The 15183-nt window shown below is 69.5% G+C and carries 13 protein-coding genes; 3 read left to right on the top strand and 10 right to left on the bottom strand.

Features of this window, described 5'->3' with window-relative positions; all coding sequences use genetic code 11:
* Nucleotides 1-127: 127 nt before the first annotated feature.
* From kdpE to BTH_RS17385, 10 genes are all read right to left on the bottom strand, one after another.
* Entirely contained in the window at nucleotides 128-826 is a 699-nt protein-coding gene (gene kdpE, locus BTH_RS17435; protein ID WP_009892252.1) for a two-component system response regulator KdpE, read from the bottom strand.
* Nucleotides 819-3926, bottom strand: coding sequence for a sensor histidine kinase (locus BTH_RS17430; RefSeq protein ID WP_009892254.1), 3108 nt, complete (start codon nucleotides 3924-3926; stop codon nucleotides 819-821). The genes kdpE and BTH_RS17430 overlap by 8 nt, the downstream gene beginning before the upstream one ends.
* A 244-nt stretch (nucleotides 3927-4170) precedes the next feature.
* On the bottom strand, nucleotides 4171-4752 hold the full coding sequence (gene kdpC / locus BTH_RS17420; RefSeq protein ID WP_009892258.1) for a potassium-transporting ATPase subunit KdpC: 582 nt from the start codon (nucleotides 4750-4752) through the stop codon (nucleotides 4171-4173).
* A 12-nt stretch (nucleotides 4753-4764) separates the two neighbouring features.
* Entirely contained in the window at nucleotides 4765-6876 is a 2112-nt protein-coding gene (gene kdpB, locus BTH_RS17415) for a potassium-transporting ATPase subunit KdpB (RefSeq protein WP_009903825.1), read from the bottom strand.
* Between the two features lie 67 nt (nucleotides 6877-6943).
* Complete coding sequence (kdpA, locus tag BTH_RS17410) at nucleotides 6944-8752, bottom strand: potassium-transporting ATPase subunit KdpA (RefSeq protein WP_009892260.1); 1809 nt, start codon at nucleotides 8750-8752, stop codon at nucleotides 6944-6946.
* On the bottom strand, nucleotides 8749-8841 hold the full coding sequence (kdpF, locus tag BTH_RS17405; RefSeq protein WP_004550719.1) for a K(+)-transporting ATPase subunit F: 93 nt from the start codon (nucleotides 8839-8841) through the stop codon (nucleotides 8749-8751). The genes kdpA and kdpF overlap by 4 nt, the downstream gene beginning before the upstream one ends.
* The gene (locus BTH_RS33710) at nucleotides 8838-9176 is read right to left on the bottom strand and encodes a hypothetical protein (RefSeq protein WP_127446436.1); all 339 of its coding nucleotides are present in this window, start codon (nucleotides 9174-9176) and stop codon (nucleotides 8838-8840) included. Before BTH_RS33710 ends, kdpF begins: the two co-directional genes overlap by 4 nt.
* Nucleotides 9177-9267: 91 nt before the next feature.
* Nucleotides 9268-10242: a quinone oxidoreductase family protein gene (locus tag BTH_RS17395; protein ID WP_009892266.1), complete on the bottom strand. Its 975-nt coding sequence runs from the start codon at nucleotides 10240-10242 to the stop codon at nucleotides 9268-9270.
* Between the two features lie 258 nt (nucleotides 10243-10500).
* Nucleotides 10501-10893, bottom strand: coding sequence for a methylglyoxal synthase (locus BTH_RS17390; RefSeq protein WP_009892268.1), 393 nt, complete (start codon nucleotides 10891-10893; stop codon nucleotides 10501-10503).
* Nucleotides 10894-11101: 208 nt separating this feature from the next.
* Complete coding sequence (locus BTH_RS17385) at nucleotides 11102-11881, bottom strand: SDR family oxidoreductase (RefSeq protein ID WP_009892270.1); 780 nt, start codon at nucleotides 11879-11881, stop codon at nucleotides 11102-11104.
* A 234-nt stretch (nucleotides 11882-12115) separates the two neighbouring features.
* On the opposite strand from BTH_RS17385, the gene upp reads away from it, so the two are divergent.
* The 3 genes from upp (at nucleotide 12116) to purD (ending at nucleotide 15166) form a co-directional block, all read left to right on the top strand.
* Nucleotides 12116-12766 (top strand): uracil phosphoribosyltransferase, encoded by a 651-nt coding sequence (gene upp / locus BTH_RS17380; protein WP_009892273.1) that lies wholly within the window; start codon nucleotides 12116-12118, stop codon nucleotides 12764-12766.
* A gap of 283 nt (nucleotides 12767-13049) precedes the next feature.
* Complete coding sequence (locus BTH_RS17375; RefSeq protein ID WP_009892278.1) at nucleotides 13050-13778, top strand: YebC/PmpR family DNA-binding transcriptional regulator; 729 nt, start codon at nucleotides 13050-13052, stop codon at nucleotides 13776-13778.
* Nucleotides 13779-13888: 110 nt separating this feature from the next.
* Entirely contained in the window at nucleotides 13889-15166 is a 1278-nt protein-coding gene (gene purD, locus BTH_RS17370) for a phosphoribosylamine--glycine ligase (protein ID WP_009892280.1), read from the top strand.
* Nucleotides 15167-15183: the final 17 nt, after the last annotated feature.

The raw sequence follows: 15183 nt of genomic DNA, 5'->3' as shown, positions 1-15183 counted from the left end.
ACGAACGCGGAACGGCGGCGAGCGTGCGGCGATTGCCGGATGACGAGCGGAAATTGGAGATCGGCGAACGACGGACGAGGCGCCGCGAGCAGCGGCGCCCGAATGCGCGCCGGTGCCGCCCCATGCGTCAGCCCGCGCCGACGAGCCGGTAGCCGACGCCCGTCTCGGTCACGATGTGCTGCGGCTGCGCGGGATCAGCCTCGAGCTTTTGCCGCAAATGCGCCATGTAGATTCGCAGGTAGTGGTGGCTCTCGACGTGTGTCGGCCCCCAGACGTTGCGCAACAGCTGGCGGTGCGTGAGCACGCGGCCCGCGTGCCGCACGAGCGTCGCGAGCAGCCGGTACTCGAGCGGCGTCAGATGCACGACCTCGCCGCCGCGCCATACCCGCCGCAGCGCGAGGTCGACGCTCACGTCGCCGAACTTCACGACCGGCGATTCGGCCGCGCCGCCCTGATTGCGCCGCCGCAGGTGCGCGCGTATCCGCGCGAGCAGCTCGGAAACGCCGAACGGCTTCGTCAGGTAGTCGTCCGCGCCCGCATCGAGCGCGGCCACCTTCTCCTCCTCGTGCGTGCGCGCCGACAGCACGATCACCGGCATTTCGGACCAGCCGCGCAGTTCGCGGATCACGTCGAGGCCGTCGCCGTCCGGCAGCCCGAGATCGACGATCGCGAGGTCGGGCTTGCGGGTCGCGGCCTCGATGAGGCCCTGGCGGCCCGTTTCGGCGTCGAATACCGCGATGCCCTCTTCCTCCAGCGCGCTGCGCACGAAACGGCGGATCTGTTTTTCGTCTTCGATCAGAACGACGGTGACGGTCGGTTCACTCATGGGCATGCGGATGTTCGTTGGATACGGGCGACGGCGCTCCCTCGGCGCGGCGCGGCGCGGAAGACGCCGCAGCGGCTTGGCCGGACGCCGGGCGGGCAGGGTCCGCAGCCGCGTCGGGCGCGCGATCGCCGGCCGTGCGACCGCCGCTCTCGCGTTCGCCGGCCGTGCGCTCCTCGGCGTCGAATTCTCCCGCCGCACGCGCAGCGGCGAAGCGATCGCCGAACACGGAGCGCGAACCCGCACCCGCCGGCGGCTCGCCCGCCGACGGCCCGCCGGCGGCCGCTTCATCTGCGCCCCCCGCCGCTGCGCCCGCCGCGCCTGCCTCGCCCGCTTCGTCGTCCGGCGCGTCGTCGCCGGCGCCGGGTTCGGGCGGCGGCGTGTCGACGGGCAGCGTGAACCAGAAGCGCGCGCCCTCGACCTTGCCATCCGGCCCGAGCCGGTTGAGCGCGCCGATTTTACCGCCGTGCGCGTCGACGATCGCGCGGCAGATCGCAAGCCCGAGCCCGATGCCGGGCGTCGCCGATTCCTTCTCGCCGCGCGTGAACTTCTCGAAGATCCGCGCCTCCATGCCGGCCGGCAGCCCCGGGCCGTGGTCGTCGACGAACACGCGCACGAACGGCCGGCTGTCGTCGACGATGCGCTCCGCGCCGATCTCGATCGGCGTGTCGAGCGGCGTGTATTTCGCCGCGTTCTCGAACAGGTTTGCGAAAAGCCGCTCCATCAGCACCGCGTCCGTCTGCAGGAGCGGCAGATCGGCGGGCAGCCGCACGCGCGCCGGATGACGCGCGAGCACGCGCTTGCACGCGGCGAGCGCCGCGCCGACCGTCTCCTCGAGCAGCGACCACTGGCGCTTCAACTGCAGGCTGCCCGCCTGCAGGCGCGCCATGTCGAGCAGGTTCGTGACGATCCCCGTCATCCTGAGCGCCTCGTCGTGGATCGATTCGACGAGTTCGTCCTCGCGCGCGGACGAACCGCCGCCGCGCGCGTTCGCGAGCATCGACGACAAGCCGACGATCGCCGTGAGCGGCGTGCGCAGATCGTGCGAGATCGCCGACAGCAGCGAGTTGCGCAACCGCTCCGATTCCATGTTGACGAGCGCGTCGCGCGCGATCTCGACGTAGTGAACGCGCTCGACCGCGAGCGCGATCTGCGCGGCGAACGCGTCGAGCATCCGCTGCTGCTCGGGCACCTCGAGCTCGCCCGGGTCCTTCGTGACGACGGCGAGCACGCCGCGCGTGCGCATCGGCGCCTTCAGCGGCAGATAAAGCGCGGTGGCCGCGGGCAGCGTGTCGGTGCCGTGCCCGGCCGGCTTCTGCTGGTCGTACACCCATTGGCCGACGTCGATGTCGAGCGCCGCGCCCGTGATCGTCACCGCCTCGTCGGGATTCTCGATCTTCTGCTGGATCTTGTCGCCGCTGTCCGGCAGCAGGATCGCGACGCGCGCGCGGAACACCTCGGACACGTGGCGGCTGCCGATCTCGACGATCTGCTCGGCCGTGAGCGCCGCCCCGAGCTCGCGCGCCATCGCGTACATCGCGCTCGTGCGCCGCTCGCGCCGCTGCGCGATCGTCGCGCCGCGCGTAAGGCTCGACGTCAGATGGCTGATGACGAGCGACGTGAGCAGCATCCCGAAGAAGGTCAGCAGATACTGCGTGTCCGTCACGGAAAACGACATCCGCGGCGGCACGAAGAAGTAGTCGAATGCGGCAACCGACAGGAACGACTGCACGACGCCCGGCCCGCGCCCGAGACGCACCGCCGAGAACACGACGCCGAGCAGGTACAGCATCACGAGGTTCGTCAGGTCGAGATGGCCCTGCAGCAGGTTCGCGACGCCCGTGATCAGCGCGCAGATCGCGGCCGCGTAGCCGTAGTTGCGCGGCGGCGAGCGGCCGTCGACGACGCTCGAGAGTGTATCGCGCCACGCGCGCGCGCCCGCATCGAGCGGCGTGCGCGCGTCCTCGCCCGCCGATGCGCGGATCAGCATCAGGTCGACGTCGCCCGCGCGCTCCGCGAGCCGTTCGCCGAACGGGCGCGAGAAACGGCGCAGGAAACCCGTCTTCGACGAGCCGCCCGCGACGATCTTCGACGCATTGCGCACCTGCGCGTAGCCGATCAGCGCGGCGACCGCGTCCGCGCCCGTGAGCGTCGCCGTCTCGGCGCCGAGCTCGGCCGCGAGCTTCAACGCGTTGAGCGTGCGCTGCCGGAGCGCGTCGGGCAGCCGCGCGAGCCGCGGCGTCTCGACGTACACCGCGAGCCAGTCGGCCTTCAGGCTCGCCGCGAGGCGAGCGGCCGCGCGCACGAGCGTCGGCGCCTCGGGGCCCGGGCCCACGCACACGAGCAGGCGCTCGCGCGCCTGCCAGATCCGCTGGATCGAGCGGTCCGCGCGGTACTCGCGCATCTGCGCGTCGACGCGGTCGGCCGTGCGGCGCAGCGCGAGCTCGCGCAGCGCGATCAGGTTGCCCTTGCGGAAAAAATTGCGCACCGCCCGCTCGGCCTGCTGCGCCATGTAGACCTTGCCTTCGCGCAGCCGGCTCAGCAGTTCCTCGGCGGGCAGGTCGACGAGCGTGACTTCGTCGGCGACGTCGAACACGCGGTCGGGCACGGTCTCCCACACGCGGATGCCCGTGATCGCGCCGACCACGTCGTTCAGGCTCTCGAGATGCTGGACGTTGACGGTCGTGTAGACGTCGATGCCCGCGTCGAGCAACTCGTACACGTCCTGCCAGCGCTTCAGGTGGCGCGCGCCCGGCACGTTCGAGTGCGCGAGCTCGTCGACGAGCACGAGCTGCGGCTTGCGCGCGAGCGCCGCGTCGAGATCGAACTCGCCGATCGTGCGGCCGCGGTACTCGATCTGCATGAGCGGCAGCACGTCGAGCCCGTCGAGCAGCGACGCCGTCTCGCTGCGCCCGTGCGTCTCGACGATGCCGACGACGACGTCGACGCCCTCCTGCTTGCGCGCGCGCGCGGCGAGCAGCATCGCATAGGTCTTGCCGACGCCCGCCGACGCGCCGAAGAAGATCTTCAGCTTGCCGCGCTGCTGCTTTTCCTCTTCCCGCTGGATCTTGTCGAGAAGCTGGTCAGGATCGGGACGATTCATGCGAGGCCGAAGTCTCCGGTTGGCGGCTGAACTTCATTGTCGTTCGAAAACACCCGCAAAGGAAAGGACGACGTGTCGAACACGTCGTCCGGAGTTCGGGGCCGCGCCAGCGGCGGCATGCGCGACGCCGGTTTCACGGCGTCCTTGCCGCGGCCCTCGCCCACACGCCAAACCGCGCCGCGCGTTCGCCGCGGACGCGCCGCGCGCGCGGGCGGCGCGGGCGGCGCGCTTGCGGCGCATCGCGTCACTGCGCGGTCTGCGCGGCGTCGAGCGCGAGATTGAGTTTCAGCACGTTCACGCGCGGCTCGCCGAGCACGCCGAACTGGCGGCCCGCCGTATTGTCGGCGACGAGGCGGCGCACGTCGGCCTCCGGCATCTTGCGCGCACGCGCGACGCGCGCGACCTGGTAGTCGGCCGCGGCCGGACTGATCTCGGGATCGAGCCCGCTCGCCGACGCCGTCACGAGATCGACGGGCACGGGCTGCGACAGATCGGTGCCGGCCGCCTTCAGCGCGTCGAGCCGGCCCTTCACCTGGTCCTTCAGCGAAGGGTTGAGCGGCCCGAGATTCGAGCCGCCCGAGCCCGCCGCGTTGTACGGCATCGGGCTCGTCGCCGACAGGCGGCCCCAGAAGTACTGCGGCGCGTCGAACTGCTGGCCGATCAGCGCGGAGCCCACGACCTTGCCGTCCTTCTCGATGAGGCTGCCGTTCGCCTGCGACGGGAACACGGCCTGCCCGAAGACCGTCATCACGGCCGGATACGCGAGCCCCGTGACGGCGGCCAGCACGACGAACACGACGATGAGCGGACGAAACAGTGATTTCATGACGATGTTCCTTTAAACCCAGCCGAGCGCGGCGAGCACGACGTCGATCAGCTTGATGCCGACGAACGGCACGAGAATCCCGCCCAGGCCGTAGACGAGCAGATTGCGGCGCAGCAGCGTCGCGGCGCCGAGCGGACGATACTTGACGCCCTTGAGCGCAAGCGGAATCAGCAGCACGATGATGAGCGCGTTGAAGATCACGGCCGACATGATCGCGGACGCGGGCGTCGCGAGATGCATCACGTTCAGCGCGTTCAGCTGCGGATAGGTCGTCGCGAACGCGGCCGGAATGATCGCGAAGTACTTCGCGATGTCGTTCGCGATCGAGAACGTCGTGAGCGAGCCGCGCGTCATCAGCATCTGCTTGCCGATCTCGACGATCTCGATGAGCTTCGTCGGATTCGAGTCGAGGTCGACCATGTTGCCCGCTTCCTTCGCGGCCTGCGTGCCGGTGTTCATCGCGACGGCCACATCCGCCTGCGCGAGCGCCGGCGCGTCGTTCGTGCCGTCGCCCGTCATCGCGACGAGCCGGCCCGCCGCCTGGTGCTCGCGAATCGTCGAGAGCTTCGTCTCGGGCGTCGCTTCCGCGAGGAAATCGTCGACGCCCGCCTCCGCCGCGATCGCCGCCGCGGTCAGCCGGTTGTCGCCCGTCACCATCACGGTCTTGATGCCCATCTTGCGCAGTTCCGCGAAGCGCTCCTTGATGCCGCCCTTCACGATGTCCTTCAGCTCGATCACGCCAAGCACGCGCGCAACGTCCCCCTGCTTCTCGGCGACGACGAGCGGCGTGCTGCCGCGGCGCGCGACGTCCGTCACCGCGTTCGTCACCTCGGCGGGAAAGCGCCCGCCGTAGCTCTCGACATACTTCTTCACCGCGTCGGCCGCGCCCTTGCGAATCTCGCGGCCGGGCGCTCCGGCGGAAGGCCCGTTGGGGAACAGATCGACACCGCTCATGCGCGTTTGCGCGGAAAACGACAGGAACACCGCATGCAGCGCGCCCATGTCGCGCTGGCGAATGTTGAAGCGCTCCTTCGCGAGCACGACGATGCTGCGGCCCTCCGGCGTCTCGTCGGCGAGCGACGACAGCTGCGCGGCGTCGGCGAGCATCGCTTCGGTCACGTCGGGCGCGGGCACGAACGCCGACGCCTGCCGGTTGCCGAGCGTGATCGTGCCCGTCTTGTCGAGCAGCAGCACGTCGACGTCGCCCGCCGCCTCCACCGCGCGGCCCGACGTCGCGATCACGTTCGCCTGCATCATCCGGCTCATGCCGGCCACGCCGATCGCGGACAGCAGCCCGCCGATCGTCGTCGGAATCAGGCACACGAGCAGCGCGACGAGCGCGGTGATCGTCACGACGTGGCCCGCCTTCATCGCGTCGACCGAGAACATCGAGAACGGCAGCAGCGTCGCGGTGGCGAGCAGCATCACGATCGTCAGCGCGACGAGCAGGATCGTGAGCGCGATCTCGTTCGGCGTCTTCTTGCGCTTCGCGCCCTCGACCATCGCGATCATCCGGTCGAGGAACGCCTCGCCCGGGTTCGCCGTCACCTTGACGACGATCCAGTCGGACAGCACGCGCGTGCCGCCCGTCACCGACGAGAAGTCGCCGCCCGATTCGCGGATCACGGGCGCCGATTCACCGGTGATCGCCGATTCGTCGACCGAAGCGACGCCCTCGATCACCTCGCCGTCGGCCGGAATCGTGTCGCCCGTCTCGACGAGCACGACGTCGCCGCGGCGCAGATCCGACGCCGTCGTGATGCGCACGGGCGACTTCGGATGCGGCTCGTTGAGCTTCTTGGCCATCACGTCCTTCTTCGCGCTGCGAAGCGACGCGGCCTGCGCCTTCGAGCGGCCCTCGGCGAGCGCCTCGGCGAAGTTCGCGAACAGCACCGTGAACCACAGCCACAGCGCGACCGCGAGAATGAAGCCCGCGGGCGCCTCGGCCTGCCCCATCAGCGCGGCGATCCAGAGAATCGTCGCCAGGAGGCTGCCGACGTACACGCAGAACATCACCGGGTTGCGCAACTGCGTGCGCGGCGTGAGTTTCTTGAACGAATCGACGATCGCCGGGCGCACGAGCGCCGGGTCGAACATCGATCGCGTAGCGGAATGTTGAGTCATTGCAATCCTCAGATGCGCATCGCCGGTCGTCCGGCTTTGCGCGAGTCCTCTCGTGTCGTATGCGCGTTCAATGCGCGCCGACGAACAGCATCAGGTGTTCGACACCCGGGCCGAGCGCGAGCGCCGGCACGTACGTGAGCGCGCCCACGAGCAGCACCGTGCCGAGCAGCAGCACGACGAAAAGCGGCCCGTGCGTCGGCAGCGTGCCGCTCGTCGCGGCGATGCGCTTCTTCGCGGCGAGCGAGCCCGCGATCGCGAGCACCGGCACGATCGTGCCGAAGCGGCCGAACCACATCGCGATCGCCGTCATCCAGTTGTAGAACGGCGTGTTCACCGAAAGCCCCGCGAACGCGCTGCCGTTGTTGTTCGCGGCCGAGCTGAACGCATACAGGATCTCCGAGAAGCCGTGCGGGCCGGGGTTCGCGATGCCCGCGCGCCCCGCCGCGGCGAGCACGGCGATCGACGTGCCGACGAGCACGAGGAACGGCGTGAGCAGCACGACGATCGACACCATCTTCATCTCGTACGACTCGATCTTCTTGCCGACATACTCGGGCGTGCGGCCGATCATCAGGCCCGCGACGAACACCGCGAGCAGCGCGAACACGAGCATCCCGTAGAGGCCGGAGCCGACGCCGCCGAAGATCACCTCGCCCAGTTGCATCAGCAGCATCGGCACGAGGCCGCCGACGGGCGTGAGCGAATCGTGCATCGCGTTCACGGCGCCGCACGACGCGGCCGTCGTCGCGACGACGAAGATGCCCGTCTGCGCGATGCCGAAGCGCGTTTCCTTGCCTTCCATGTTGCCGCCCGCCTGCAGCGGGCTCGCCGTCTGGTCGACGTTCATCGATGCGAGCACCGGCGTGCCGCCCTGCTCGGCGCTCACCTCGACGCCGATCGCCACCGCAAGCGCGACCGTCATCGCGGCGAGCACCGCGATGCCCTGCCGGCGATCGCCGATCATGCTGCCGAACACGAGGCAGAGCGCGGCCGGAATGATCAGGATCGAGAAGATCTCGAGGACGTTCGAGAACGGCGTCGGGTTCTCGTACGGATGCGAGGAGTTGCCGTTGAAGAAGCCGCCGCCGTTCGTGCCGAGCATCTTGATCGCTTCCTGCGAAGCGACCGGGCCCATCGCGAGCGTCTGCGCCTTCACGGGCGTTTGCACCGTCACCGGGTTGCCCTGCGCGTCCTTCACCGGGTTGCCGTGCGCGTCGAGCTTGGGCGCCGCGTAGGTCGTCGTCTGCAGCGCGGGCACGTCCTGGTATGCCTTCATGTTCTGGATCACGCCCTGGCTCATCAGCAGCGCGGCAACGATCGCCGCCATCGGCACGAGCACGTAGAGCGTCACGCGCGTCACGTCGACCCAGAAGTTGCCGATCGTCTGCGCGGTGTGGCGCGCGAAGCCGCGAATCAGCGCGATCACGACGACGATGCCCGTCGCCGCCGACAGGAAGTTCTGCACGGTGAGGCCGAGCATCTGCGCGAGATAGCTGACGGTCTGCTCGGGCGTGTAGTCCTGCCAGTTCGTGTTCGTCACGAACGACACGGCGGTGTTGAACGCGCCGTCGGCCGTCATCGGGCCGAAGCCTTGCGGATTGCCGGGCAGCCCCCCCTGCACGCGCAGCAGCGCGTACAGGAACAGCACGCCGAGCGCGTTGAACGCGATCGTCGCGAACGCGTACTGCCTCCAGCTCATCTCGGCGCGCGGATCGATGCCCGCGAGCCGGTACAGCACGCGCTCGAGCGGGCCGAACACGCGCACGACGGCCGACGAGCCGTCCATCACGCGCGTCAGATAGCGCGAGACCGGCACCGCCGCCGCGATCAGCACGGCGATGAGGATCGCCGCCTGCAACAGGTTGTTCGCGTTCATTCGATGTCCTCCGCGCGCAGCAGCGCATAGACGAGATACGCGAACAGCAGGAACGTCGACGCCCCCGCCAACCACAGCATCCAACTCATGAACGCCCCCCGCGACCGTATTGCGCCAGCTTCTCGCAACCGGCGATCAGCGCGACGATCAACCCCGTGAAAAGCGCCAGACCGCCTATGTAAACCGCATCCATTTTTGTTTCTCCGTGTTCCAAATCGGACCGGTGAAACGTTAGAGGATCGCGCGTAAAGGGCAGGTCAAAGGTTCGCGCAGGGGTGTAAAAAGCGCGTAAACGGCGGCCGCGCGGCGCGAAGGCGCGCGCGATCGCCGTGTTCGTCCGGAATCTGGATTTGGGCGCCGGCGTGCGCGGCGCGATCGGGCGCTTCGCCGTTCGCGCATCGGAGGCCGGCGCGTGCGGCGACACGCCGTTGCAAACGGCGGCCGGGCGCGCCGGCGCGCGAAGCGCGACAGGCGCGCGGACTCGGGTCGCGGGCGCGCCCGGGCCCGCCGCGAAGTCAGGGCAGCAGGATCGTCGAGCCCGTGGTGCGCCGCGCCTCGAGATCGCGGTGCGCCTGCGCGACGTTCTCGAGCGGATGGCGCTGCTGGATGCTCGTCTTCACGCGCCCGGATGCGAGCACGTCGAACAGCTCGGCCGCATTGCGATCGAGATCCTCGCGCTTCGCGATGTACGAGAACAGCGTCGGCCGCGTGAAGAACAGCGAGCCGCGCGACGAGAATTCCTTCGAGTCGATCGGCGGCAGCGGCCCGGACGCGTTGCCGAAGCTGACGAACAGGCCGAGCGGCGCAAGGCAGTCGAGCGAGCCGATGTACGTGTCCTTGCCGATCGAGTCGTAGACGACAGGCACGCCCGCGCCGTTCGTGATTTCCTTCACGCGCTCGGTGAAATTCTCGCGCGTATAGACGATCGGGTGATCGCAGCCGTGCGCCTTCGCGAGCGCGGCCTTCTCGTCGGAGCCGACCGTGCCGATCACCGTCGCGCCGAGCGCCTTCGCCCACTGGCAGACAAGGAGGCCGACGCCGCCCGCCGCCGCGTGGATCAGGATCGTGTCGCCCGGCTTGACCGCGTACGTGCGGCGCAGCAGATACTGCGCGGTCAGGCCCTGCAGCATCACGGACGCCGCGTCCTCGTAGCCGATCGCATCCGGCAGCTTCACGAGCTTCGCGGCGGCCAGCACGCGCTCCTGCGCATACGCGCCCGGCGGCTGCGCGACGTACGCGACGCGGTCGCCGGGCTTGAGCGTCGTCACGCCGTCGCCGATTTCGGTGACCTCGCCCGCCGCCTCCATGCCGAGACCGCCCGGCAGCGGCTGCGGGTAGAGGCCGGTGCGGAAATAGACGTCGATGTAGTTGAGGCCGACCGCGTGCTGCTTGATGCGGACTTCGCCCGGCTGCGGCGCGCCGACGTCGACGTCGACCCATTTCATGACTTCCGGGCCGCCCGGCCGGTCGTAACGAATTGCCTTCGGCATGCTGGCTTCTCCTGGTTGCGATGCGCGTTGAGTTCGTAATCGGCTCGCGCGCCCGGGCGATACGGCGGGCACGCGCCATGGCGTGGACGAGCGCGACGCCCGCGGTCGGCGGGCACGGCGGCGCGCCTGCGTCGCGACGCACGATTGTCGCGCGTCGCGCGAACGCCTGCAGGGCCCGGCTTCGGCGCGCATCGGGCGCGCGACGACGCAAACGCCGACTTCAGCCTGGCCGAGCCGCCCGCGCGCGGCCGCCGGCGCTCACGCTTTCACCGGCAGCCGGCGCGCCAGATCGTCGAGCAGCACGCGCGCCGTCGCGACGTTCGTCGCGACCGGCACGTCGTGCACGTCGCAGGCGCGCACGAGCGCGGTGATGTCGGGGTCGTGCGGCTGCGCGGTCATCGGATCGCGCAGGAAGATCACGATGTCGACGCGCCCGTCGGCAAGCTCCGCGCCGATCTGCAAGTCGCCGCCGAGCGGCCCCGACAGCTTGCGCTCGACATCGAGCCCGTGCGCCTGCGCGATCCGCCCGCCCGTCGTGCCCGTCGCGACGAGCCGGCATTGCGCGAGCGCCGCGCGGTACGCGCCCGCGAGCGCGACGATTTCGTCCTTCTTCGCATCGTGCGCGATCAGCGCAATGCGGGGTGTGCTCATCTGTGCTTCCTTTTCTGCTGATCAATCGACGCAAGCCGAATGCGCGCGCCGATCGCGGCCCACGCCGTCGGACCTCATCGAATTTCGTCCGCTCGCCGCCGCTTGCGAGCGCTCGCGCCCGGGCGACGCCGAACGGGCAACGCCGGCCGGCGCGCGGGCATGCCGCCCCGCTACTTTACGGGCTCCCGGCGACCGGCTCAAATCGGTTTCAAAACGTGCCGGGATACGCGCCGCCGTCGAGCAGCCAGTTCTGGCCGGTGATGTAGCCCGCGTGGACGCTGCACAGGAACGCGCACGCCGCGCCGAACTCGTCGGGCGTGCCGAGGCGCTTCGCCGGGATTTCCCTCGTGCGCCGCGCGCGCAGTTCGTCGACGGTCGCGCCCTGCGCCTTCGCCGCGGCGGCGAGCGTCGTCGCGATCCGGTCGGTGTCGAAGAGGCCCGGCAGCAGGTTGTTGATCGTCACGTTGTGCTCGGCGACCTTGCGCGCGAGTCCGGCGACGAAGCCGGTGAGCCCCGAGCGCGCGCCGTTCGACAGCGCGAGCACGTCGATCGGCGCCTTCACGGCCGAGCTCGTGATGTTGACGATGCGCCCGAAGCGGCGCGCGATCATCCCGTCGATGCTCGCGCGAATCAGCTCGATCGGCGTCAGCATGTTCGCCTCGAGCGCGCGAATCCAGTCGTCGTGCGAGAAATCGCGGAAGTCGCCGGGCGGCGGGCCGCCCGCGTTCGTCACCAGAATGTCCGGCTGCGGGCACGCGGCGAGCGCGGCGGCGCGCCCTTCGGGCGTCGTGATGTCGCATGCGACGGCCGTTACGTCGGCGCCCGTCCTCGCGCGAATGTCGGCCACGGCGGCCTCGAGCGTCTCGCGCGTGCGCGCGACGATCACGAGCCGCGCGCCCTCGGCGGCGAGCGCCTGCGCGCAGCCGCGCCCGAGGCCCTTGCTGGCCGCGCACACGAGCGCGGTCCGTCCTGCGATTCCCAGATCCATTGAACGTGTTCCTTGTCGATGCCTGCGTGACGAAAACCGTCGCTGGCGCGGCCGCGCGACGCCGCGCGCTCGCGGCCGAGCCGGCTGCGGCCGAACGCGCGCCCGGAGCGCGCACGAAACGCCGATAATATCCGGATCGCGCGCGCCCATCTTCGGTAAACTTGCGGCTGTCGCGCGCGCGGCGTGCCGCCCCGGCACGCCCGCCGTCCCAGAATCCTTTGAGCCGCCGCTTCCATGAAACAGGACAGCCGTTTTCCGAATCTCTTCATCCTCGACCATCCGCTGATCCAGCACAAACTCACGCACATGCGCGACAAGGACACGTCCACGCGTACGTTCCGCGAACTGCTGCGCGAGATCACGCTGCTGATGGGCTACGAGATCACCCGCAACCTGCCGATCACGACGAAGCGGGTCGAAACCCCGCTCGTCGAGATCGACGCGCCCGTGATCGCCGGCAAGAAGCTCGCGATCGTGCCCGTGCTGCGCGCGGGCGTCGGCATGTCGGACGGGCTGCTCGAGCTGATTCCGTCGGCGCGCGTCGGCCACATCGGCGTGTACCGCGCCGACGACCACCGCCCGGTCGAATACCTGGTGCGGCTGCCCGACCTCGAAGACCGGATCTTCATCCTGTGCGACCCGATGGTCGCGACGGGCTACTCGGCCGCGCATGCGATCGACGTGCTCAAGCGCCGAGGCGTGCCGGGCGAGCGGATCATGTTCCTCGCGCTCGTCGCCGCGCCCGAAGGCGTGCAGGTGTTCCAGGACGCGCACCCGGACGTGAAGCTCTATGTGGCGTCGCTCGACTCGCACCTCGACGACCACGCGTACATCGTCCCGGGCCTGGGCGACGCGGGCGACCGCCTGTTCGGCACGAAGAACTGACCGCCCCCGCGAGCGAAACCGGCGACCGCAGCCGGCGCATGGCGCGCCCCGCCGCGCTCGCGCGCGGCTCGCCCCGGCACGCGAACGATTCGCGGACGATTCGCAGCCGCGCCCCGGGGTGTCGTTCGGCCGCCGATCGGCGCATCGGCGCGTGATAAAATCTCGTTCCACTCGACAACGCGCGGTCCAAGCGGCATTCGCCCGCTCACGCGGCCGCCGGACTCAACGACAGACACATTGCTAGACGCCGGCGCGGGATGCGCGCGGGCGCACGGAGAAAAGTATGGCTGGTCACTCGAAATGGGCCAACATCAAGCATAAGAAAGCGGCGGCCGATGCGAAGCGCGGCAAGATCTGGACGCGCCTCATCAAGGAAATCCAGGTGGCCGCGCGCCTCGGCGGCGGCGACGCGAACTCGAACCCGCGCCTGCGCCTCGCGGTCGACAAGGCAGCCGACGCGAACATGCCGAAGGACAACGTGAAGCGCGCGATCGACCGCGGCGTCGGCGGCGCGGACGGCGCGAACTACGAGGAGATCCGCTACGAAGGCTACGGCATCGGCGGCGCGGCGATCATCGTCGACACGCTGACCGACAACCGCACCCGCACGGTCGCCGAAGTGCGCCACGCGTTCTCGAAGTTCGGCGGCAACATGGGCACCGACGGTTCGGTCGCGTTCATGTTCGATCACGTCGGCCAGTTCCTGTTCGCGCCGGGCACGTCGGAAGACGCGCTGATGGAAGCGGCGCTCGAGGCGGGCGCGAACGACGTCAACACGAACGACGACGGCTCGATCGAAGTGCTGTGCGACTGGCAGGAATTCTCGAAGGTGAAGGACGCGCTCGAAGCCGGCGGCTTCAAGGCGGAGCTCGCAGAAGTGACGATGAAGCCGCAGAACGAGATCGAGTTCACCGGCGAGGACGCGGTGAAGATGCAAAAGCTCCTGGACGCGCTCGAGAATCTCGACGACGTGCAGGACGTCTACACGAACGCCGTCGTCATCGAGGAATGAGCGTTGCGCGGCCGCCCTTCCGTGCGAAAGACGGCGGCCGCGGCCGTTTCTCGCGGCCGGCCCGCCTCGCGCGCGCCGGCCGCCCTATTTTCTAGTCTGCGGGGAATCCCATGAAACTACTCGTCGTCGGCTCCGGCGGCCGCGAACATGCGCTCGCCTGGAAGCTCGCCCAGTCGCCGCGCGTCCAGCTCGTCTACGTTGCGCCCGGCAACGGCGGCACCGCGCAGGACGAGCGCCTGAAGAACGTCGATCTGAGCTCGCTCGACGATCTGGCCGATTTCGCCGAATCCGAGGGCGTCGCGTTCACGCTCGTCGGCCCGGAAGCGCCGCTCGCGGCGGGCATCGTCAACCATTTCCGCGCGCGCGGCCTGAAGATCTTCGGCCCGACGAAGGAAGCGGCGCAGCTCGAAAGCTCGAAGGATTTCGCCAAGGCGTTCATGAAGCGCCACGGCATTCCGACCGCCGACTACGAGACGTTCACCGACGCGGCCGCCGCGCACGCGTACATCGATTCGAAGGGCGCGCCGATCGTCGTGAAGGCCGATGGCCTCGCGGCGGGCAAGGGCGTCGTCGTCGCGATGACGCTGGAGGAAGCGCACGCCGCCGTCGACATGATGCTCTCCGGCAACAAGCTCGGCGACGCGGGCGCGCGCGTCGTGATCGAGGCGTTCCTCGACGGCGAGGAAGCGAGCTTCATCGTGATGGTCGACGGCAAGCACGCGCTCGCGCTCGCGTCGAGCCAGGATCACAAGCGCCTGCTCGACGAGGACCGCGGCCCGAACACGGGCGGCATGGGCGCGTACTCGCCCGCCCCGATCGTCACGCCGCAGATGCATGCGCGCGTGATGCGCGAGATCATCATGCCGACCGTGCGCGGGATGGAGAAGGACGGCATCCGCTTCACGGGCTTCCTGTACGCGGGCCTGATGATCGACCGCGACGGCAATCCGCGCACGCTCGAATTCAACTGCCGGATGGGCGACCCCGAAACGCAGCCAATCATGGCGCGCCTGAAGAGCGATTTCTCGAAGGTCGTCGAGCAGGCGATCGCGGGCACGCTCGATGCGGTCGAGCTCGAATGGGACCGCCGCACGGCGCTCGGCGTCGTGCTCGCCGCGCACGGCTACCCCGATGCGCCGCGCAAGGGCGACCGGATCAACGGCATCCCGGCCGAAACGGCGCATTCGGTGACGTTCCACGCGGGCACGACGTTCGACGGCGACAAGCTCGTCACGTCGGGCGGGCGCGTGCTGTGCGTCGTCGGCCTCGCGGATTCGGTGCGCGGCGCGCAGCAGGCCGCGTACGAAACGATCAACCAGATCAACTTCGAGGGCATGCAGTATCGCCGCGACATCGGCTACCGCGCGCTCAATCGCAAGACGGTCTGACGCGCGCGCGCCGCTTC

The sequence above is a fragment of the Burkholderia thailandensis E264 genome, assembly GCF_000012365.1.
Lineage (GTDB): Bacteria > Pseudomonadota > Gammaproteobacteria > Burkholderiales > Burkholderiaceae > Burkholderia > Burkholderia thailandensis.
The sequence above is the reverse complement of the archived record's forward strand: the minus strand, read 5'-3'. Positions and strand labels throughout refer to the sequence as shown.